This window comes from Marinobacterium jannaschii DSM 6295, assembly GCF_000620085.1.
Lineage (GTDB): Bacteria > Pseudomonadota > Gammaproteobacteria > Pseudomonadales > Balneatricaceae > Pontibacterium > Pontibacterium jannaschii.
In genome coordinates this window covers 1-20425 of record NZ_KK211070.1, presented here as the reverse complement: position 1 = coordinate 20425, position 20425 = coordinate 1, and the positions used below count along the sequence as shown (strand labels likewise).

Annotated in this window: 21 protein-coding genes; 16 read left to right on the top strand and 5 right to left on the bottom strand. The window is 49.5% G+C overall.

The genetic code is table 11. The features are described from left to right. The 3 genes from Q354_RS28495 to Q354_RS0123260 form a co-directional block, all read right to left on the bottom strand. Window positions 1-1212: hypothetical protein (locus Q354_RS28495; RefSeq protein ID WP_027859719.1), on the bottom strand; the 1212-nt coding region annotated here is incomplete at its 3' end. Window positions 1213-1271: 59 nt separating this feature from the next. Continuing rightward, window positions 1272-2756, bottom strand: a complete 1485-nt coding sequence (locus tag Q354_RS0123265; RefSeq protein ID WP_156948475.1) for a hypothetical protein — start codon at window positions 2754-2756, stop codon at window positions 1272-1274. Between the two features lie 79 nt (window positions 2757-2835). Further along, a complete protein-coding gene (locus tag Q354_RS0123260; protein WP_156948474.1) occupies window positions 2836-3750 on the bottom strand; it encodes a thioredoxin domain-containing protein in 915 nt (304 codons plus the stop codon). Window positions 3751-3820: 70 nt separating this feature from the next. On the opposite strand from Q354_RS0123260, the gene Q354_RS0123255 reads away from it, so the two are divergent. The 13 genes from Q354_RS0123255 to Q354_RS28390 are packed head-to-tail and all read left to right on the top strand — an operon-like array spanning window position 3821 to window position 16121. Continuing rightward, window positions 3821-4177, top strand: coding sequence for a hypothetical protein (locus tag Q354_RS0123255; RefSeq protein WP_027859716.1), 357 nt, complete (start codon window positions 3821-3823; stop codon window positions 4175-4177). Beyond that, a complete protein-coding gene (locus Q354_RS0123250; RefSeq protein WP_027859715.1) occupies window positions 4152-4871 on the top strand; it encodes a DotI/IcmL family type IV secretion protein in 720 nt (239 codons plus the stop codon). The genes Q354_RS0123255 and Q354_RS0123250 overlap by 26 nt, the downstream gene beginning before the upstream one ends. Continuing rightward, window positions 4868-5911, top strand: coding sequence for a DotH/IcmK family type IV secretion protein (locus Q354_RS0123245; protein WP_027859714.1), 1044 nt, complete (start codon window positions 4868-4870; stop codon window positions 5909-5911). Before Q354_RS0123250 ends, Q354_RS0123245 begins: the two co-directional genes overlap by 4 nt. Then, the gene (locus tag Q354_RS0123240; protein ID WP_027859713.1) at window positions 5901-7298 is read left to right on the top strand and encodes a hypothetical protein; all 1398 of its coding nucleotides are present in this window, start codon (window positions 5901-5903) and stop codon (window positions 7296-7298) included. Before Q354_RS0123245 ends, Q354_RS0123240 begins: the two co-directional genes overlap by 11 nt. Further along, entirely contained in the window at window positions 7295-8692 is a 1398-nt protein-coding gene (locus Q354_RS0123235; protein ID WP_027859712.1) for a coiled-coil domain-containing protein, read from the top strand. Before Q354_RS0123240 ends, Q354_RS0123235 begins: the two co-directional genes overlap by 4 nt. A 6-nt stretch (window positions 8693-8698) precedes the next feature. After that, window positions 8699-9226 carry a hypothetical protein gene (locus tag Q354_RS0123230; RefSeq protein WP_027859711.1) on the top strand — a complete coding sequence of 176 codons (528 nt, stop codon included), beginning with the start codon at window positions 8699-8701 and terminating at the stop codon, window positions 9224-9226. 31 nt (window positions 9227-9257) lie between these two features. Beyond that, window positions 9258-9722, top strand: coding sequence for a hypothetical protein (locus Q354_RS0123225; RefSeq protein ID WP_156948473.1), 465 nt, complete (start codon window positions 9258-9260; stop codon window positions 9720-9722). Then, the gene (locus Q354_RS0123220; RefSeq protein WP_027859709.1) at window positions 9722-10396 is read left to right on the top strand and encodes a hypothetical protein; all 675 of its coding nucleotides are present in this window, start codon (window positions 9722-9724) and stop codon (window positions 10394-10396) included. The genes Q354_RS0123225 and Q354_RS0123220 overlap by 1 nt, the downstream gene beginning before the upstream one ends. Beyond that, window positions 10393-11580: a hypothetical protein gene (locus Q354_RS0123215; RefSeq protein WP_156948472.1), complete on the top strand. Its 1188-nt coding sequence runs from the start codon at window positions 10393-10395 to the stop codon at window positions 11578-11580. The genes Q354_RS0123220 and Q354_RS0123215 overlap by 4 nt, the downstream gene beginning before the upstream one ends. Beyond that, window positions 11574-14615, top strand: coding sequence for a hypothetical protein (locus Q354_RS0123210; RefSeq protein WP_027859707.1), 3042 nt, complete (start codon window positions 11574-11576; stop codon window positions 14613-14615). Before Q354_RS0123215 ends, Q354_RS0123210 begins: the two co-directional genes overlap by 7 nt. Beyond that, window positions 14612-14887, top strand: coding sequence for a hypothetical protein (locus Q354_RS0123205; protein ID WP_027859706.1), 276 nt, complete (start codon window positions 14612-14614; stop codon window positions 14885-14887). Before Q354_RS0123210 ends, Q354_RS0123205 begins: the two co-directional genes overlap by 4 nt. Beyond that, window positions 14887-15699: a hypothetical protein gene (locus tag Q354_RS0123200; protein ID WP_027859705.1), complete on the top strand. Its 813-nt coding sequence runs from the start codon at window positions 14887-14889 to the stop codon at window positions 15697-15699. The genes Q354_RS0123205 and Q354_RS0123200 overlap by 1 nt, the downstream gene beginning before the upstream one ends. Before the next feature lie 11 nt (window positions 15700-15710). Beyond that, entirely contained in the window at window positions 15711-16121 is a 411-nt protein-coding gene (locus Q354_RS28390; RefSeq protein WP_156948471.1) for a hypothetical protein, read from the top strand. 267 nt (window positions 16122-16388) lie between these two features. Here the strand turns inward: Q354_RS28390 and Q354_RS0123190 are convergent, their stop codons facing one another. Next, window positions 16389-16607 (bottom strand): hypothetical protein, encoded by a 219-nt coding sequence (locus Q354_RS0123190; RefSeq protein WP_027859703.1) that lies wholly within the window; start codon window positions 16605-16607, stop codon window positions 16389-16391. Window positions 16608-16859: 252 nt separating this feature from the next. Here Q354_RS0123190 and Q354_RS0123185 point away from each other — a divergent pair, with 252 nt between their 5' ends. Next, on the top strand, window positions 16860-17087 hold the full coding sequence (locus Q354_RS0123185) for a hypothetical protein (RefSeq protein ID WP_027859702.1): 228 nt from the start codon (window positions 16860-16862) through the stop codon (window positions 17085-17087). A gap of 376 nt (window positions 17088-17463) precedes the next feature. On the opposite strand, the gene Q354_RS28385 is transcribed toward Q354_RS0123185, so the two are convergent. Further along, on the bottom strand, window positions 17464-18465 hold the full coding sequence (locus Q354_RS28385; RefSeq protein ID WP_156948470.1) for a hypothetical protein: 1002 nt from the start codon (window positions 18463-18465) through the stop codon (window positions 17464-17466). Between the two features lie 763 nt (window positions 18466-19228). On the opposite strand from Q354_RS28385, the gene Q354_RS0123175 reads away from it, so the two are divergent. Then, window positions 19229-19996, top strand: coding sequence for a hypothetical protein (locus tag Q354_RS0123175; RefSeq protein ID WP_156948469.1), 768 nt, complete (start codon window positions 19229-19231; stop codon window positions 19994-19996). 152 nt (window positions 19997-20148) lie between these two features. Then, on the top strand, window positions 20149-20425 hold a 277-nt coding region (locus Q354_RS0123170), incomplete at its 3' end, for an IS3 family transposase (RefSeq protein WP_027856637.1).

Sequence of the window (20425 nt, the reverse complement as noted above, 5' to 3'; positions counted from 1 at the left end):
TGGCTGCTGACCCCGTACCGGTTGGCGGGATGCCGGCGCTTGCTGCGGAGCACGTTGTGCCGGTGCCTGCTGGCGGCTCTGGTTTGGATCCTGCTGCAGCTGTCCGTCGACTAAGTAGTAAGGTCGTGAAGCGCTGTTGATCTTGATCGAATCTTGCTGGAACGAGGACAGGCTGATACTCGGGTAGCTCTCGCAAGGCATAGCAGCCGTTGCCAGCATTGATGATTGATCTGAGGAATAGCGAAAAGCGATATGCATTTCGGTGAACCCAGCGGAGAAGCCCTCTGCCCCATTCTCATCGACAAAGTGAAGCTCTGTTGTGCTGATAGGAGAATTGTTCGATAGCGATTTTTCGCGAGCAGCTGGGCCTATCCAGGGTTTCTCTCCGGGAATGACTTCAATCGTGTAGCCTGCGGCAAGCGCTCTAGCCGCAACTGGCAGCATTGCTTGTAGTCGGCCACCAGCGCCTAATAGATCAGCCGAAGTGGTTTCAATTGGTGCAGGAGAGCGGAAACCTCCAGCATCTTCAACAAAGCTTGTTTTGAAAGACAAAAGTTGGGATTCGCTGTCTTTGCTTATTCGCAGGTAAGCGATCGGATTGGCGCACGCAAGCGGAGTCATGTAGCGGCCATCTTTGATCGAGGGGTCGAGCAATTGCAGCAGTTCTTTCTGCAGTTGCACCTCATCTGTAACCGATATTGCTCTATGCTCCTGCATTATCTCGATAGACAAGAAGGATTCAGGCACTACGTTCGGATCTTCGCTCAATTTGGCGGGTACTCTGGCCGGGGCAATCCTGGCTTTACCTGTGAGAACGTAGCCTTCTGTCTGGTGGGGCACATATCCGCGAAGCCACTCGGCGTTAAGAACGGTTAGACCAGCTTCATATGGCAGTTTTTTAGCGTCTGGATAGGCTTTTTCCAGCATGATAATGCCAGAAGGGGCAATACCATTATCCAACTGGTGGCGTCGAGGCTCTGAGAACGAACGAATAGTCGGGCGTTTCGCTTCCAGATGTGGCTTATTCTTGAGGCTTCGAAGCACCACTTCAACCGGTTCACCGGTATCCAATCGCGTTCCTCTAATTCGGTCATCAGCGCCTCGTCCGAAATCTCCAGTGAGAAGGTAACCTTCGACCTTTACCGGGATGTTTTGCGCGCTTCTTTGGGACGTATTATTCTTTACAGCAAATTGGTCAAGTAAGTTTGTCATGTTGCTTTCCTTTATTCTCAGACTGCCTTAAAAGTTGCTTTCCGTATGTGTAGCTAGCCTTAAACTGCTTGCATCGGTGATAGCACCGATGGTGTTTCTACTTCTGGTGATACTGTCTTCTGTTGAGGGGCGATGGCGGATTCAATTCGCGTGCGAAGTGGTTGTTCCAATTCTTCTCGAATCTGCTGGTACTGTTTGTTAGCAGGGCCACGGCGTGACTTGGCAATGTGGATACCTTCCTCAGTGAATTGCTGTGGGCTCTCTCCAACGGATCGCAAAGCATCTTTGACGAGTTCTTCTTGGTATTTGCCAGGCTTCAGGCAGGCACTTACGTCGAGTCCGTTGTTTTGGCACAGCTTAATGAGGGCTGCAGCGTCGTAATCCTTCGCTTGCGGGTTCTTTGGAGCGGGCTTTAAGCCTGTAAGATCCAATGAGTACTTCTGGAGTTGAGCGACTGCTGCGTCAGTATCGAAGACTTCCTTCGCTTTTATGTCATGCACGGATCCTTTTATGCCGCTTCCCAAATCATGACCCCGTGCCAATTGATTGATTTCGTCTACGACTGATTTGTGCATTTTATCGGCAACCTCCGTCACAGCCCTTACTGATGCCAGCCTGTTTTCAAGGGCAGCTAAGTGGGCTGTGTTTGATTCTGATAGAGGAGGGTGTGACGGTTTGGGGGCAGTGAACTGGATGCCTGATATAACTGCATCCATTGTCTGGGTAGCTACCAACTGCATAGCTTCGTGTACATGCATTGAGCGGCCAGCGACTGTGGTCGTCATATCGGGATCAACTTTGACCATGTTAATGCGACAGCCTGGCAGGTTGTCTCGAACCATACGTTCCAACATGGTATTGACCAGAGTCGCTTGGCTTTGATCGCCGGACTCCAGCATTCGGGTCCAGCTCTCGGCAAGGTTCTTGTCGATATCCAGTTCTGCTATCACGTGGCCATCGACGTTGTAGCCGCGTTTTTCTAGCAGTAGCCCGTATTCATGCACCTGGCTGGCATAGAGGAAGTGCTTTTCGTTGGTGGAGCAGTCGCGGATAGTTTCTTCTGAGGCACACAGAGGGATCTTAATGTCTACAACAAACCGGTTATCTTTCAGCAACCAAATGAGATCGGCGTTACCTGCCAGATCGGCAGGAGAGTCGGGGTGAGGCATTCGCATTGCTAGCTCAGCCTTAACATCTCTTTCACCACCGTAGACCTTAAGAATGGCCATGCGAACAGCTTCCTCAAGGACTACACCTCGCCGCATGTGCTGCAGTAGCGGCTTAAATGGTCGCTTAAACAGCTTATCGGCAATGATCCCCTCGGTGGTATCAAAGGGGGCCACACGGCCATCGGCTTCAAGAAGCAGCGTTCCCATCTCGCTACCTCCAACGGCCCCTTTCCGTTTGATATGCCAGAGTATCTCTCGCTCGGATAGACCCGCTTCTAAGCAGCTTTTTAGGTAGGTCTTGACGTCAGACTCAACGAGTACCGAGGCCTGAGGCAATGCCTTTATAGCCGAGGTAATCTTGGATAAATCCCCCATCACTGGCTCCTACGTAATTAGTATTAATGAATGATATTTCTGCATGTGTATCATGGCAAACAATATCAATTAATAATATTCAAAACATGCTTTCAGTAAGAGTATTTGCTACACCCTTCATGTAGCCGGGTATCAGGATGGTTTGCCCGTTTTTGTCCTTATAAACGAGCTGTGGAGTGCCCGTTTTTGCCAGCTGCGAGTACACCTGTTGGTTTGTTGCCATTCTGGATGCTGCTGTTCCCACATCCTCCTGAGAAAGTGCATAGAGAGCGGGATCAAATGTCTTGGTGTGCATCTCGGTCATCATGTTGATGCTGCCCTTGTCTGAGGCCAGGTGTACCAACCAGTTGAAGGGGCGGGGGGATTTCGAAATGACCGGAATCCAGCGAATCTTAAACGGGTGCCCTTTCCCGGAAAGTGCCGCGAACTCTTTCACGCAGTATGCGCACTTGGGGTCATAAAAGATGTGAACGGCAGGAGCTGATTCAGGACCCTCTTCAAGTGCGTAGGCGTTCTCAACGGATTGCATGAACTGCTCTGTACTCTGCGATTTATCCCTGAGATGCCGCTGCCCCATCTGAAATCGAAGGTAGGGGGCTGCTTTTCTATTCGGAGCCACACTGGTTCCTGCTGTTGAGGCGGGCTTGCCACTTGCCGAACCGACTTCCATCCGCTGATTCATGTGCGTCGATGCTGCCGTCAAAGCTGCCGCGTAGGAGGGCACGTTGATAGGTGGGCGCTCCAGGATGTGTACGCCATCAGGAAGCATTAAGAACACTTTAGGGGGCTCGCTCCGCAGGCTGTATTGAACCTGAGTGCTTTGTTCAAGACCGGCAATCTTTGGCCCCTCCATTACCCGAAGTACTTCAACCTCGCTGCCAAACCGCATCTTGGCCAGTTCGGTTGCGCGCTCTTCTACATGTTGAGGGACGGCTAATGCACTGCAGGAAAGCGTAAGTGCGGCAGCTGAAGTAATGCAATTAAGCTTAATCATATTGTGGCTCGCTATTGATTAAATTTAATTTAATAATATGATATTGCTTGTCCAACAACTAGACAAATAAATGTATATGGAAGACGAAATCGATATTGAAGGAAGACACCCTGATGTAGGGGCTAAGGATCAATCTGCTGAACAGATCCGGCTCGCTAAATTTTTGATCGCGCTGGCAGACACTCAGGGCGGGCGAATGAAGGCGTATGAGCACCTTAAAGCGAAGTTGGATGGTGCTGGATACGAAGTATCAGTGACCACGATTCGACGTTGGTTTACCGACAGCGATCACTTCACGCCCCCGCCACCAGTCGAGGCTGTTTGGAGTGTGCTTGAGGATTTGAGCATCGACGAGCTTAAGCGATCTGATATCCATCCAATACCAGAGTTTTACGAAAACTATGAGCAAACCGGACGAACTGGGTGATAGCCCGGCTTCAGCATCTTCGCAGGAATCCTTAAAGGCGGATCTACAGGCTGCAGTGAAGGCGGATCCTTTGTACGGGATTGCGTTGGCGAAGGTCTTGGGTGAAGAATTATCAGACAATCTGAAATCCAGCCGGAGACTTAATCTCATCGGCTTTTCAGCAGCCGTGCTTTTCGCCGCGCTTTGGGGCGCTGATATCGGGAGCAGTGTGCGCCATCACTACTTTCTTCAGGAGTCTGATGGCACTGTCTACGAAATTGCGGAATCACCGATACCCAGAACAACTGATGCTGATGTACGTCAATTTGCTTTGGACGCAGCAATTGCTGTTCATGAGTGGAACTACCTCAACTACATGGATCGCTTTGAGAAAGCGACTTCCTATTATTCGTCTGAAGCGTTGGATGCATATATTGATCTGCTGCTCTCTAAAGATACCTTCAGTAACGCAGAAAAATATAAAGCTCGGTACACGTCCACGCTGAATAAGAAGCAAAGCATTCGCTTAAGAAAGAGGCCTTTTGGTCATGGCTATCAGTGGATCGCGACCGTTCCGTTGCTGGAAGAACTGAATGACTTGGGTGGGAGAAGGCTGAATAACTGGCATATCCAGTTAACCATACAGTCTGTCAGCCTGATGAAGAACCCTCAGGGTATTGAGGTCGTCTTAATGCAGGAGACGCTCAAGCCATGAGAATTAAATCATATCAGGCTGTTCTTCTGGCATTGGCTGCTTGTCCGGCTGTCTGGGCTGCTGACACTAATGCAGCAAAAGACAATGGTGTTTTTGACATCAAGGTCGCTCCCGACGCAGAGGTCAAAAAAGCTGTTACTCAGGCGATGGGAGGGATTAGCCCAGAAGCTACCCGCCAGGTAGACGAACAGATTGAGGATTACAGCAGGGCTAAGCGGTTTCGCCCCGAAGCAACTGCTATTTCCGAGACCTACCCTCTGAGCCTTAAGGCAGGGGCGTCACGCCCGACAATTTATGTAACGCCGCATAGACAAACCAGTTTGGTGTTTTTAGATATCAATGGACGCCCGTGGAACGTTCAGGAAGCTTATTGCGGCGATTGTCCTGATGCCAATGGCAGTGGGGATGGCCGTTTTAAGAGCAAGCGCAGTGATGCCAAGCAACATGTTATCCAGCTGGAGGCTCTGCAGGATACGTTGAGAACAAATATCACCTTGTTCTTTGACGGTATTGATATCCCGTTTGAGTTTGCAGTCGAGTCAACGTCGACACAGTACCACTCAGTTGCTCGCATGGTCTTGCCGCTGGCCGCTCCGGGGCAAGGGGCTCTTACTATGTCTGCTTCGGGCACCACGTCGAGCACCGCTGTCCAGTCACAAGCGGGTGCGCTATCAGCCTCACCGCTCACTCCCGTTGTGCGGAAGATCCTTGATGGCCAGGCCGCAATGCTGGATGGGCTTGAGGCGCTTTCTGTCGATCTGGAAACACTGAGCGGAAGGCCTGTGGCCGGCACGTTTAGCTTCCAGGCGTGGCTGTCGTCAGAAGGAACGCTTTACGTAGCCACTAATGCTCGTGCCCCTCAGCCACCAGCAATGCGAAGTGTGGCAGGTACTCACGGACTTTCAGTTTTCGAATTCACTGCATTCCATGATGTTCTGAGCCTCGTGGACAACGCTTCTGGACAGCGTGTCATCGTCAGCTTACGTCCCCCTAAAGATCGACTTGGTTATGTCTACCAGGGAGGTGTAAATGGCCAGTAAATCAGGCTTAAAGGGGTTGCTTACAGATCCGCAGAAAAAATCTTACAGGCGCATTCTCGGTCTTGGTGCGGTGACCATCGCTGGATCCATATGGGCTTTTACACCTGATAGCGTGGCAATCGAAGCCGGTGAAACACTGCGCGTTGGCCAAGAGTCTGAGACAGGGGCGCTGGGTAAAACGACCGATGCGGATACACAGAAGCAGGCATCTGAGCATGCTTCTCAGCTGTATGAAAAGGCTGTTGGATCAGGAAGTACGTTTACTCCTTACCGCCCTATGGATACCACTCCGGACCCTGATATTTCGCAGGTCGATAAAGCTGCTTCTCAAGCGGAAAACAACGAATCACAGGTTTCTCAACCACCGGCAGACAACGAGTCAAGCGAACCTGATTCAGGGGATACAGGCGCTCCGGAATATCCGGAAAAAACCAATACAGCCGTTGCAACACTGGCAGCTGCTGAAGAGCCAATGTCTTTGGATTCGATGATGAACAGGCTAAACACGGCGACTGGGTTAGAAGCGCCTGATTCCGTCGATGCGCTTCAACCACAATCCCCGCTAGAGGCCTATGCCCAGGTGGCATTGAAACGCCTCCAACAGCAGCCTGATTCGGTTCGGCTAACGTTTTCTGGGGCAATTACCGCAAGGGCTACAGATCCAGCACCGTCAGCTACACAACCTAACTTGGTAGCGGGAAATGCTCAGCAGGCCCTGTTTGCTCAACCTAACACGCCCGAGGCTGATGCTGAGAGTTTAGACAGCAACCCGAACCAAGCTGAAGCAGGCTTCAAGGATCCTGTCACATTTACGGCTGGCCACTATATGTATGGGCTTTCACTCTCTGCAATCAACAGTGATGTGGCCAATCGTACCGTCCTGGCCGAAGTGGTTGGCGGGCCATTTGGTAGGGCTCGCCTGATGGGTACGTGGGATGTCCTCAGTGAGTGGACCGAAGAATTATCGCTGGTGTTCACGACGATGACGTGGAACGGCCAGACGCAGGCCGTGAACCTTGTTGCTTTCAATGCGGAAACTGATCTACCGGCATTTGCCAGTGACGTTGATCGCCACTTGCTGACTCGGTACGGCGGACTCTTTCTCGGATCCGTTGGCGAAGCGCTCAAAGAGCGCGTAGCAGCCAGGCAGCAGAATGAAACTGATCGCCAATTCGATGGCGACGGAAACCTAATCAGCGAATCAATCGAATCGCTCACGAACGATGAACTAGATTCCATCCTGATCGAATCGGTCGGTGCAGAGTTCTTTTCTAATTTGAAGAACCACTACAACCGCCCAATCACCCGCTCTCTGCGCAAGCATCAGGATCTGAAGCTTCTAGCCATGACTACCATCACACTTGACCGTGGAGAAAAAGGGAAATGAGTTCCGAATTAGATCAATCTGATACGTATATACCGGATGATACTGCGCATCAGCAGCCTTTAGACGAAGGAAGCAACTCGTCTGAACAGCCTTCAGGCGGTAATGCTAAACCTGTTAAGTCGGTTGCGAAGAAAAAGGGCGGTAAGGCGTTCAAAATTATTTTCTTTGGGCTTGGTGGGACCTTGTTAGTTGCAGCTGGTGGCGCTGTCTTTTTTACATTTCAGGGCGGTGCGGCATCCGGTTATGCCGGAGGTGGGGAATTCGTTGATGTACCGCCACAGGGATCTGCGGTAGCGCCAACCGCTGACCCTCAACCCGTTGCGGACGGCATACCACCGTCAAGCCCGAATAAGCTGGTGGATGGTCTGCGAAGAGAGTTAGAGGCCAAGAATGCAGCTTCCGCGCAAGCGCTGGCCAGCGGAATACCGACACCAACGGATGCTGCCAGTTCGAAGCCAATGGTTGGAATCGCAGGCACCGGGGATCTGCAAGAGATTCAGAATCGAATAGCCGCATTGGAAGATGCTGCTAACCGGGCTGAGTCTATGATTGCGCTTGAAGTCCAAAGGCGTGTTAGCCAGCTACAGCGATCCCATTCGACGGAGATCCAACGGGCTAACCAGCGGATCACTAATCTTGAAAACTCAATGGACACGATGATCCGGGATGTTTCATCGGTTCGTCAGGCCATACAAAAGCACAATGGCGTCATGCCAGGCTCATCCGACCTTGTTTCGCGTCTGGTGAAAGTTGAGAAACTCGCAGCGGACAATAAAAAGAACTTTGGATGGCTGAATCACCGGGCATGTAAAACAGAGGCAGTCGCCTTAGGCACTGTGAAAAGAGCTTGTAAAGGTCTGGTCGAAGACAAGCTGATCAAGAAAGGGCGGCAGTTACACCAGGCCTTATATGACATTGTGCCTGATATGCCGCAGATTGCGGCGTCTGCTAAGTCTTCTGGCAATGCCACCGCAATGGTGCAACCGGATCTTTCTGTACAAACCGCACAGGAGCGAGCCCAGAAGTTCCTCAATGTTATACAGCCGCCCAGACCGGTTACTGCAGCTACTACACAGGGCAATTCAGGTTACCAGCAACAGCCGAACCAGCGTACTTACTACACCGGCCATAGTGTTAGTCCACAGTATCAGGCGCAGCAACCCTACAACCCTCAACAAATGGTTGCTACCCAGAACGTTTGTAGCTTCGCAAACAACGAGTGGCGGATCGTCGGCATTACGTCAAACCGGGCGTGGATTCGTTCAAGAGATGGCAAGGATATTCCGGTTGAGCGTCACGTGAATGTGCCAGGCCTTGGCATTGTTCAGTACATCGAAGCCAGCTCATTTCCGCGTTATGTGCAGTTCACTAACGGCATCGTGTGTGGGGCCTAAGTATCCATGGCTACCTCTGTTGAGATGTACAACAACCAGGCGATTGAGTTGCTGGTGAACGTATCCGCGAATTTCCCTGGCTTGTTCCTCTTCATGCGGATGTTCCTACTGTTTGTTGCAGTTTGTCTCGTCACATACGTGTTGTGGAGCTGGTTGAAAGCTGTTCTGTACGTCAATGAACAACCGATCGGGTGGTTAGGGGGCTGTGTTGTGATTCTTGTATCTGGCGCTATGGCATCCCTGAGCATCACGATGGATACAGCAATCGATACCTGGTTCGCGGATGGACACGGGGGCGGTCTGTTTCCATCGGCCGTCAATGACAGTGGAGCTGTACTGAGGAATTTCACAGAACAGTTTTTACGCCTCGTCGGCTGGGGATTCCTTGGCTGGGGGTTGGTTACCTTGGCTATGAGCCGACTGAAAAATTCGCAAGTTTCCTGGGGAGCCGGTGTCGTTCGCGTGCTTTTGGCCCCCCTTTTTGTAAAAGCCATGTATTTGGCTTCGCTAGTCGGAATCGACTTCAACATCTAACTACACGCAATCTGTGAGACGAAAAATGAACATGAAAAATGTAAAAAATGCACTGAAAATCGCGCTGGCTTCTTCCGCCATGATGATGGCAAGTTCGGTTGCTGCGGCGGATTCCTCTGGAGGCTTCGGTGGACTGGCTTCGGGGCAGGGGGTCACTCAGATCAAGGGATTTCTGATCTTTGTTGAGGCTGCTTGTCTTCTGGTTGGACTGGTCGCGTCAGCGTTCTGTCTCTGGGAGCTCTATAACCTGAAGATGGGCAAGCAAACTCAGATGCAACAGAGCGCCGGAGCATACATGGCGGGAATTGCCATTGGCGGCACCATAGCAGTCGCCGGTATTGCGTTAGAGTTTGCCACCGGCACTATGTTTGGTGATTCTTCGGGTACTAAAACTGGCCTGCAGCAGCTACGCGGAAGCGCTTCTATTGAGCATGTGCTGCCTGAAGATGTGCTGAAAGGCGCTACGCCAGCAGTACTGGTAGCCAGGACTGCCTAATGCAGTTGCCGTTCCTAAATAGCTGGGGACAGCCAGAACAGCCTTCACAGGCTGTTCTGGAGCTTCTGGTTGATAAGAATTTTACCTGTGCGTATTGCGGGCTTGTGTCGGAGGGCTCCGTTAAGCACCCGCATGGATACATGAAAATTGTCCGCAAGGATCCTCTGAATCCGCGCCCGATTGATGCTCATAATACGCACTGCCTGTGCGAGATGTGTGCGCATCTTACCCAACACAATCTCGCGACCCTTAAGGAGTCTGTTTATCGCAGCTCTGGCGAAACAGAGGAGGCTGAGCCGGTCTCAGAGCCGGTGTGGGGCGTTGTCATTGAGGCCCCCTATATCAAACAGTCTGCGCTTAATAGCCTCGTTCGGGCTTCATGGGTTGCAGCGCACCATAATGATCGTTTGGGGCTGGATGGATTGTCCGAATCCGCTGCTCGCCTGCTGCATGATCTGTCCAGTACGCCGACTGAGTGGCAGGATCAAATGAAGTGGATGGGGGAGCTGGAGCTATTATTGCGAAGCAATCCTCATATCGATCAGCGAAAGCCCTTCACGAACAGCCAATATATTAAGAACCTACGGTTCTTCTTCTACCCAGACAGGTTCAAGGACGCTATTGCCTACTGGTCCAATGTTCTCGAATCTCAGCTTTCCTCGCCGGAGGTTTGACCACCATGCTCTTTGGGATGGTTAAAAGCACCGACGACAATAGAAAATTCCAGCGCTTTGACAGCCGGGATCCAGCTTCGGGCTGGGTATCGGTAACTGATAAACAGCTGAATCAGGATCGTCTATGGCTGTCTGATCTTAGCGCGCCATTCTTACGTAAGTTTCATCCAGGTAAACGCAGACTCAAGCCCTCTACCTGGTTTGTTCTGCAGGACAGGACGATTCGAAGTGATTTCGGTGTTGATGTCTCTGATACATCAAACCTTGTTCTTTGGCTGAGCATGATGGAACGGGTGCAGACCTACTGCAGATCCATCAACTCACCTCATATTATAGAAACCCCTTATCAGTTGTTGGCCCATCAAGGAAGCCGACATAAAAGCAGAGATATCATTAGCATCCTGATGTCCATGCCTCCCACATTTTCCAACTACAGTTCGCTGGGGTCAGATGCTAAAAGCGTGTGGTTAACGGTGTCACCTGATGCCTTGCTGGGCTCACTATTTCGACAGTTTATTCCTGTAGGGCCTTTTACTCAGACCGCTGGCCGTACTGTACCGACAGGCTTTTCTCAGCACTCTATGCATCAATGCTTCATCGAGATCAGTCAGCGCTCCTACGAACGCGCCCGACAGGCTATCCAATGGCTACCACAACGCTTCGGGAAAACTGTATGGGTCTCGCGACCTGAGCTCGATCTAATTGAAGCTGAGTTGGGGGCACAGATGCCTTTGGCTGCGATCTATAGTCGATCTTCAATATCACTCAAAGATTACCTGCAGATGGAGCTTGAGCGCCGGGATCAGATCAGCCCAGTATCAATCATAGGGCTTCATGCTCTGCTGCTAGCGCTTTTGGGGCGTGGTCACGACTATCCCTCGCTGACAGAAAGCTACCTTGGGGCTTTGGTCCGTCTGATGCTCATGCCCGTTGCCGCGGATTTTGCCGAATCTGGAATCCCGGTCTATGGCATCGGTGCAGGTCGCCTACACGTTGCCCAGGTTACCAATGAGCTTTCAGGGCGACATAAGCTGTTACTACCCGCTCACCTTGGGCTCTCTTTGCCCGAGCCCACCAGCCCCTTTGAGATTGCGCGCGATGTGGTGCAACAAGGGGATCTTAAAGAATGCCTCAGGCTTGATGACCTTTCCCTGAAGTACAAGGAGGATATCCCGTCATGTTAATGGAATCGGCTCTACACCGCCTGCATCGAACAATGCATCCAGGTAACGATTGCTGTCTGGAACTGCCAGTCGGTGACAGTGGCGTATTCGTCTGCAATGACGGGTCACTACTTACTGTCTTTAAGTTATTGGGTACCTCGCGCTGGGTTGGCCATAAGGAGTTGAAGCAAACAACCAAAGCGCTTACCAAAGGGATCAAGGAGATCTTCAAAAATAAGATCCATGACCTGCAATTCGTCTTCGAAGCGGATCCTGACGAGACGGCGATGAAAGATGACTTGTCCCGTCGGCTGGCTAACAAATTCACATCTGCCCGTCATTTGGGAATCGACAGTGAAGCGCTGTATCAGGAACAGATTGATCTGATGGCAAAGGACAGTCAGTTTGAGCGCTGCTGGGTAACGATCTGGACGGGCAAAAAAGGTAGCTCACTGCGTGATATCCCGGAAGAACTTACCGCTTTGCCAGCGGTTCATGATGCTCAATCTCCCGGTGCGCTAAAGTATCACCATCAAAACAAGAACCTTCACGAGGCAGCTGTAGACCAGCTGGTCGCTACGATGAAGTCAGCCTATGTCGGCCTCAGTGCTTTGACATCGCTTCAGGCAGTACGCGACATGTTCAGCTGCGTGAGTGGTAACAATGCTGGGCAAGGCTTTACACCAGGATTATTTGGCGGCGAGCAGGGGCCAAGGGCCAGCTATGGGCGTCCTCCCTCAAACATGAAGTACTTAGCTGAAGATCACTCACTCATTCTACCGGAGAAAGTTGGCTTCCAGCTTTGGACGAGCGATCCTGAATACGATGAACGTGATGCATCGATACTCCACGTTGGCGATCGTTCCTACCGCAACTTCCTTTTCTCCTCAAGCCCATTTGGCTACGACCCTTTTTCCAAGGTGGTCCGCGACCTCAAGGAAGCCAGCATTCCCTATCGGATGAGCTGGTTTCTAAAGGGGGATGCACTGGGGATGAGCACCGTAAAGTACATCGTGGCGAGTATGCTGAGCCTGGTTCCGCTTGGTTCCATACCGGCCGTGCGGCGAGAGATGGAGCGAGTGCGCAAACATGCAGCTCAAACCGACGAGGCGACGGGTTGGCAAATGAGCATCCTGACATGGGCTGATAATCGGGATATCAACCTACTTCGCGAGCGTTCTCAAAAACTGGCCCGAATTGTATCTTCTTGGGAAGGCGCTGCATTGCAGGAAGACCGGCATGACTCCTTGAGTTCATTCTGTGCCAGTGTGCCGGCTTATCTGCGAGGAAACCCGGCCCCAGCAGCGATAGCGCCAATGAGGGATGCGTTTTGGTATCTCCCGGTCACGCGGCCAGTATCCCCCGTGGAAGATGGCGGAGTGTTGCTATCAAACGGCAATGGCCGATTGATTCAGTTCCAGCCGATGGATCCGCAGCTGATGGAGCATCACGTCTATCTGGTGGCTGGAGAACCAGGCTTCGGTAAATCGCTGCTATGTAACTTACTTTGCTTTGTGCTGGCGACCTCATGTGAACAGATCCCCTATATCGCGATCTCGGATGTTGGTACATCGAGTAAAGGGCTAATCAAACTTCTGGCATCGACATTCCCGCCGCATCTTAAGCACCTGGTGCAATACCGGCGACAGAAGAACCGTGAAGAAGATGCGATAAACCCATTCGATACACCGCTAGCGCTGACCCGGCCTCTCTCTGACCAGATGGCTAAGCTGCAGAACTTCTGTGAATTAGTACTGACCGATGACAAAACCGGCGAGCTTCCACCCAATGTATCAGGTCTGTTGCAGCAAGCGATTCCGCTGGTTTACAAGCGTAAGGATGACCAGGAGTCAGGTAGTGAACCAAACCGCTTTAGGGAGAGTGTCAAAACCGATCCGTATTGGCCTGTAATCGAACGGGCGATGGATGCTGTGGGAATTCATCCAACCAAGCGTACAACATGGTGGGAGATCACCCGGACGCTAATGAAAGCGGGCTACACCCGAGAGGCAGGCCTGGCTCAGCGCTTTGCGGTACCCCTTTTATCCGACATTGCCCAGGTTATGTCACAGCCAGAGTTGCGTGAGATCTACCGTGACGATGTGGGTGGAATCCCGCTCACTGAATTGGTGTCGCGCCGGATCGGTGAGGTACTGGAGCGCTACAGAGTGCTGCGCGTGCCAACCCGCCAGGATTTAGGTGAAGCGCGTATCGTTAGCTTTGACCTCGAAGAAGTGTGTCCCCGGGCGAGTAAAGAGGATGTTTCGCTGCGTAAACAGAGTGCCATTTTTTATGGCCTCACGTCGGCGTTATTGGTTAGCCGTTTCTTCTGGAACAAGTCGATGCTGCAGGAGATTCCAGAGGAGTATCGAGCCTATTACAGCGACTATATAGATTCGATCCGCCAAACCCCAAACCTCTATTTTGCTGATGAGCAGCAACGCTTTGCGGGTATCCCTCAGGCTGATGAGATGAACATCCAGATCACCCGAGAAGGTCGAAAGCTCAAGGTCGGTGTCATGTTGGCCAGCCAGGGTGTTACTGAGTTCCCTGAAGATGTTGTCACTATGTCGACCGCTCAATTCGTACTTGGCTTTGGTGACAAGTCGATCGAGCCGGTGAAGAAAGCCTTCAAGCTCAATGACACAGAAGCATTCCTGTTAACAGAGCGAATCCCAAGGCCCGGCAAGCATGGTAGTTACTTCCTTCTGCGTCTCGATAAAACCAATGAACACGGAAATATCAGCCAACTAGTGAACCTAAAAATGGGACCGCAAATCATTTGGGGGCTATCAACGAATGGTGACGACGACCGGCTTCGATCGGCCATGGAAGCAGAGTTCACTGAAGCCGATGCCCGGCGCATTTTGGCGCGCTTGTATCCGCAGGGTTCAATCCTTCCAGAAATAAAGCGGCGAGAGATAGAGCGGGATGCTGCCCGTCAGCAAGACCTCATCAATATCGACAAGGTAGGGAAATCACTATCGATCTTCGAGGAAATCACGATGGATACCATCCAGAAAGGGAAATCATACTTTATGGAGCAGACGGCATGACGATGAAGCAGAGCCAGGTAGGTATTGATTTCGAGCAATTGGATGAGCATGTGTTTATGGTTGGTGTGAAGACGGGTCTAAAGAGTGTCGCAGTAAACCGCGTTCACGAATGGATCGTTGATGATGAAGCAGGCTTAGGGCTGGAGCTTGCGAACTCATATGTGACTTTCAATCACTCACTTACCGAAAAACACGTCAAATCCTACTTCTTCCATATCGAGCAGGTACCTGAACTCGTTTCCGTGCGCCCGTTTTATCCGGAGGCTGTCTAGTGGGCTCGCTAGCAAGGACACTTAAGGTATTGCTGCTGGTGGCCGTAACCCCAGTTTGTGCGTCCACCAGCAACACTATGGGCTACTACACACCGGGAACGATGCCCCCACCAGCATTAGAGGGTATCGACCCTAATAACAGGTTGCAGCCGCAGCTACCCGATACTTTTACTGCTGGGCAAGCCGGGAAGATATATACCCCGGTAGAGTTCAAAATTACCCCTTTTTGGGCTAAGCGGCAGACGGAGTTCTATACGGGTCAACAAAGTGCTTGGGAGCCATCGCTATCCGGCGTGATAAGCGGGTTTCAGTTTAACTACCTGGTACCCAAAGCGACTTCATCGTCTGCTCAGGAGCGGGCTTTGGCCGCAGAGTTTAAAGCTGTATTCCAGTACCTGTTGAGCCGAGGAATCCGCACTGGCCAGGGTAGTTACTACATGTCAGATGTTTCACCGGGTGCTTACTGCGAGCTGCAGGCTGACGATGTGCATGTCGTCTACTATTCGGATCGAGATGGACAGAAAACGGCTCCAGTGTGGAAACGGCTGGTTCGTATCGGCCTTGCCAAACCGAGCGACAGTGAAGCACCGGTTCGGCCATGGGCTCCGGATCCGAAGCGCAAACCGGTGAAGTGGGATCGAGAGTCATTAGCCCGCTTGCTGATCGATGATTACCCCTACTTTCGCCAGCAATATGGCGATCATGGCTACAGGGATGTTACCCCGTACTTGACGCCGAGCCTTGGTGGTCGGAATACGGGGCGAATCTATTCCGGTAGAAAAACATCTGTAACCGATTCTGGTGGGCGTTGAGGAGGGGAGAGATGCTGCTATCAGGAGAGAGTTTGCATCGATGCATTGCTAACAAGCGGGCAGGGCTAGCTGTATGCATCTACATCGATCCTTTCCACAAACGTGGTGCTGGCACCGAACTCATCAGCCGGAAATGGGTGGCAGACGCTACACTGGTTCACAATCAGTGTATGGTGTTTCGCTCAGGTAGCACCGGCTATCACTTTGTAATGTCGGGTATTTGTGTCGGTAAGGCTCTGGAGCTGGGCACTGAAGATGTTCTGCAGACCATCAATCACATCGTGAATCAGACGCCTAAAAATCTGTTTGAACGAACAGCTGTTGAACTGCTGCGTAAGGAAGTTTTTATAAAGGCCCGGCATGTCAGGGCCTTTAGGCGATGTTCATCGCAAATAGAATATATGAGCTATGTTTGCTTTTAATATAAGTAAGCGATATTGTTTCTTTGTCGGCTCCACAGACAGCGTTACTAACGAACACGGCCTTGTTGTGTTTTTTGCCCGATCGACGTCCGACGGGCCTTTTATTTCTCCGTTTAGCTCCTTTAGCTAAACGTCATGACTGCCCTAAGGACTAAGGCAGTCAGAATGGACAGGAGGTCCACAATTTCCTGTTCCAAAGCCACCATCCCCGATGGTGGTTTTTTTTTTGGGTTTTTGGCCGCAATACATGTAAAGCCAATCGCCGCTTTATCCGTGCCCCTTCATCCAGCCGGATGTTGTTTCAACCTTCCCGTCTTTACCTCGAACCTGGATCTCAGCTTTATGAATGTAGCCGTTTGCCTTCAGGGAGAGGCGGATATCTGCAGTTAATGCGGAAACTTCATACACCGGTTGCCCGGTATCAGCAGTCTTTCCAATGTGTTCGAGTGGCAGATCTTTTGCGTCAATGATACGTACTTGTGGCATAGGCACACCTTATCGATAGCTAAATTTTGTGTTGGTGCGGTTTCATGCCGGAATCCTAACACTATGATCTGTCGGCAGAAAATCAATTTAGGGAATGCAAAGACAGGCAGGAAGGGCAGAGGCGGATATGTGTAGCCGATGAAAGGGCATACTGTGAAAGCCCTATTCCTTTCGAAGGGGATTTTATATTGCAATATATCCTATATAGGGTATATTAATAAGCATATTCACATGCTTATAAGGGAGTAAATCATGACCGACGTAACCAATGAAGTACGTGCTGAATGGGCTAGAAATGCATTGGAATACTTCGCTTCTCTCTCGCGGGATAATCCGGAGGATCGAGAAGATTCCGTCGGCGATCTGCTGTGTAATCTGATGCACTACGCGAAGGAAGAGGGCATTGATTTCGAAAGTGAGTTGGCCAACGGCCGTGCCTTGTACGAGGACGAAGTGGCCTTCGAAGAGCAATTAGATTGATAGCCTGGTAATAGCCATCGGCAGCGAGCCCGGTCTAAGGGGCCTGCTGCCAATGGCGACAGTTGATTAAATATCTTGAATGCAGGGCCCTAGCAGACGCCACCATGGTAGTGTTACTCCATAAATGTCATGGCCCAGGTCTCCCACGGCAGCTTCTATGACAACATCACGAAGCTCTTTTACCTCATCTAAGTCGCTAGGCTCACCAAACTTGGTTGTTACTACTAATCCCCACGTACCTGACAGGGGGCGCTTAGCTGCATCTTGGCCAACGTATTTAAACGAAACGTAACTATTCATTAGGCTATCACTGAGTCTAATTACTATTAATAAATAGATTTTTCTGATAAACCCCAATTGGGGTTATCGTCTATCATCATAATTTGGACTGATTGTTGAGATGTTTTCTAATCTCAGATTTCATTCTGTCAATAAATCCATCTGTGATTTCTATAGTCTTATTGTAATGATAATCAGCGTCAAAACTCATCAATATGTGTTCTATGTCCGTCTCCGTATCTGAAGAATCACCTTGAAGTACAGCTATTAGAAGATTTTTTTTGAGACTTTTTCCAGATTCTGATTTTTCCTCATACTCAAAAGTGAAGCTCCCACCAGAGCATCCTGAGCCACAATCACAATCAGTACTTATTAGTTTGTAATGTTCAAATCCTTTTGGCTCTCTAAATGGACGGCAATTTTCGCTTCTTTCAATTCTATCTGTATCAGGGTTAAGGGCTATAAGTGAAAAATTGCCTAACCGTCTATTGTATAGATCTATTGCTTGTTTTGAATCCATTATAGCTAATCCTTGAGTAGCTAACTTGACGCCATTCACTATAGCTCTTGGAATTATTATAAACACTCTATCATTGTCTAGGTGCAATCGATCTATGCATGGTTTTTCCAAGTGAACGTTACTTCTAGTTATTTTGATTGCATGTCGCCTATTATGCATTGGCCAAAATTCAATGGATCCTTTCTTAATACTGCAATCATCATTGTAAAATGCATGACCTGACCCAATTATTACATCAAAATCTCTATTCTTTGCAGATACTGGCGGAGTTACAAGAGTTCCTGAAGAAACAGACGTTCCTATCTTTCTTCTAATTATTATGGATCCAGAGCCGCTATACCTTTTCTTCTCCTCTTCTGATAGCTTCCTGCGGTCATAAGTTGGAGCAAAATTTATAACATCGCGAATGTGCCAAGATCTGTGCTGATTGAGTTGTCTCGAAAAGGCTTTCCTACTAATTTCTAATGTGGCGTTATTGGCATATTCAGGCAGTGAATAGACTGTAGGTCTTCCATCGTGATTTGCTAATACTTCCTGGTTCAGGAGATATAATAAGAAACTTAAGGTGAATAGCTTCAATTAGTACTCCATAGTTTCCTTGTGATAAGAAAATATAAAAGTAATCTCTCGATATAAGTGAAATGAGTTGCGTTAACACTTGTTGCCCGAGAAGTAGTAACCCCTATATTTATAGACTACTTTTTAGCTTTGCGTTATGTGTCATTTTCACGTACACCTACATCGTCATGTTGTGATTTAAGCCAAGCCCAATATCCAGATCGACGTAGCCTCACAAGCTCCTGAGTCTCATTCAGAACAAAGTAAGCACTCTAGGGAGTAGGTCAGCACGGGCCTTTGCTTGATGGATTGTTCAAACAAAACCGTCTCTGAAGAACTGAAGCGACTGGGCAATAAAGGGTACTGTACCGCTCCGGCTGATAGCAAAGCCAGCTAGGTGCGACAACTTGGAGAGAAGGATCAACGTTTTAACGCTTCGTATCAGTAGCAGCTAACAGCTAACAGCTAACAGCTAACAGCTAACAGCTCTATCGTGGGGGAGGGATACGAATGAGGCCAGCGATCTGTTCAGGGCTTTGATCCATTGTTCTTCACCTCGTATGCTGGTCTGGGTACACTGCTAACTACTTTGTAGAATTGGATGTAGTTTGCAATAAGCAGTGACAGTGATTGTCCAGCCAGTTGTATCGTTGGATGTATTAACCCTAGCCTTATAGGATGTATTTTCTAGCTTTTTCTCTTTGCAACTTATGAGTTCCTCTTAGGTGTATATGGAGGGGATACATTCATCATACGAAGTATGGATTCCCCAGAAGACAAGTCTATGGCTACCATAGCGGCCGAGATTTTTAAACTGGGTTTTACCACATGCTTTGCAGCAATCTTTATTGACTATTTTAGAAGGAAACAGCATGAAAGATATTTAAGGGATATAAAAAAGGATGCGTTCTACAATGCTTTTAATATTGATTTGCCAGATGCAATTCAAAATACGATTAGGAACCAACTTTTCGAAAAAAAGGTTTATCGATCTAAGTATAGTCTTAGATATATTTTCAAGAATTATGATGCGGATAATCTCATTGTTACAGCATCATCTGAGTACTACCTTAACAACGCATCTGACAAAAAACAAAAGCACCTTATTCGTAGAGATGTTGAATCATCTAAGGATGAAGAAGGCGATACTGTATCTATAATGGTTGATGATATTCAGGTGACCCCGAAGAAAACCAAAAATAGTAATAGCAAGATTACCTATGTTTTTAGCGTAGACTTAGTTCCCAATGGATCTGTAAAGGTGCAGACTCATACTACGACAATCAAAAGCAGAACAGATAGCGATGCCATATATTGTCTGCTATTAACCGGGCAGATGGAGGTTGATGTCATATTTGCTTTGGATGAAGAGGAGTATGAGTGTGAGTGTGAGTTTTTCTCCTTATGTGATAATGATACTAGACGCGAAGAAAATAGTGGCAAATCATTAGGGTTAGACTGTCCTAACGTTTTTAATTGGGCGTGTAATTCTCCTTTACTCAAGTACCAGGGAGTCAAGGTGCAGTGGAAGCCGAAGAAAAATATAGAATAATAGTGGCAAGGATATACACTAGTGTTTTCTTTTGTGCTCTATCTAGCTACTCTGAGTTTTTTATATGACAGTTTCTTTGGCTTAGTGTAGTGGTCTAATGATTCCGGACACCATTTAAGGTGGTAAAGTCACCACCAAAGGAGAGGTGTTCAATGGCAAGACAGCGTCGTTCGTTTTCAACCGAGTTCAAAATGGAAGCCGCCAGCTTGGTGGTTGATCAGGGCTACAGCCTGACTGAAGCCAGTCGTGCAGTTGATGTGGGTGAGACCGCATTGCGGCGCTGGGTTAACCAGTTGCGTGCAGAGCGAGATGGTGTAACGCCAGCGTCAAAGGCACTTACACCCGAACAGCAAAAGATTCAGGAGCTGGAAGCCAGGATCAACCGGCTGGAGAGGGAGAAGGCGATACTAAAAAAGGCTACGGCTCTCT

Excerpts from the sequence above, each read along its gene's own strand:
- Q354_RS0123265 (WP_156948475.1), bottom strand. The coding sequence starts at position 2,756 with ATGGGGGATTTATCCAAGATTACCTCGGCTATAAAGGCATTGCCTCAG.
- Q354_RS0123260 (WP_156948474.1), bottom strand. The coding sequence starts at position 3,750 with ATGATTAAGCTTAATTGCATTACTTCAGCTGCCGCACTTACGCTTTCC.
- Q354_RS0123255 (WP_027859716.1), top strand. The coding sequence starts at position 3,821 with ATGTATATGGAAGACGAAATCGATATTGAAGGAAGACACCCTGATGTA.
- Q354_RS0123250 (WP_027859715.1), top strand. The coding sequence starts at position 4,152 with ATGAGCAAACCGGACGAACTGGGTGATAGCCCGGCTTCAGCATCTTCG.
- Q354_RS0123245 (WP_027859714.1), top strand. The coding sequence starts at position 4,868 with ATGAGAATTAAATCATATCAGGCTGTTCTTCTGGCATTGGCTGCTTGT.
- Q354_RS0123240 (WP_027859713.1), top strand. The coding sequence starts at position 5,901 with ATGGCCAGTAAATCAGGCTTAAAGGGGTTGCTTACAGATCCGCAGAAA.
- Q354_RS0123235 (WP_027859712.1), top strand. The coding sequence starts at position 7,295 with ATGAGTTCCGAATTAGATCAATCTGATACGTATATACCGGATGATACT.
- Q354_RS0123230 (WP_027859711.1), top strand. The coding sequence starts at position 8,699 with ATGGCTACCTCTGTTGAGATGTACAACAACCAGGCGATTGAGTTGCTG.
- Q354_RS0123225 (WP_156948473.1), top strand. The coding sequence starts at position 9,258 with ATGAAAAATGTAAAAAATGCACTGAAAATCGCGCTGGCTTCTTCCGCC.
- Q354_RS0123220 (WP_027859709.1), top strand. The coding sequence starts at position 9,722 with ATGCAGTTGCCGTTCCTAAATAGCTGGGGACAGCCAGAACAGCCTTCA.
- Q354_RS0123210 (WP_027859707.1), top strand. The coding sequence starts at position 11,574 with ATGTTAATGGAATCGGCTCTACACCGCCTGCATCGAACAATGCATCCA.
- Q354_RS0123205 (WP_027859706.1), top strand. The coding sequence starts at position 14,612 with ATGACGATGAAGCAGAGCCAGGTAGGTATTGATTTCGAGCAATTGGAT.
- Q354_RS28390 (WP_156948471.1), top strand. The coding sequence starts at position 15,711 with ATGCTGCTATCAGGAGAGAGTTTGCATCGATGCATTGCTAACAAGCGG.
- Q354_RS0123190 (WP_027859703.1), bottom strand. The coding sequence starts at position 16,607 with ATGCCACAAGTACGTATCATTGACGCAAAAGATCTGCCACTCGAACAC.
- Q354_RS0123185 (WP_027859702.1), top strand. The coding sequence starts at position 16,860 with ATGACCGACGTAACCAATGAAGTACGTGCTGAATGGGCTAGAAATGCA.
- Q354_RS0123175 (WP_156948469.1), top strand. The coding sequence starts at position 19,229 with ATGGCTACCATAGCGGCCGAGATTTTTAAACTGGGTTTTACCACATGC.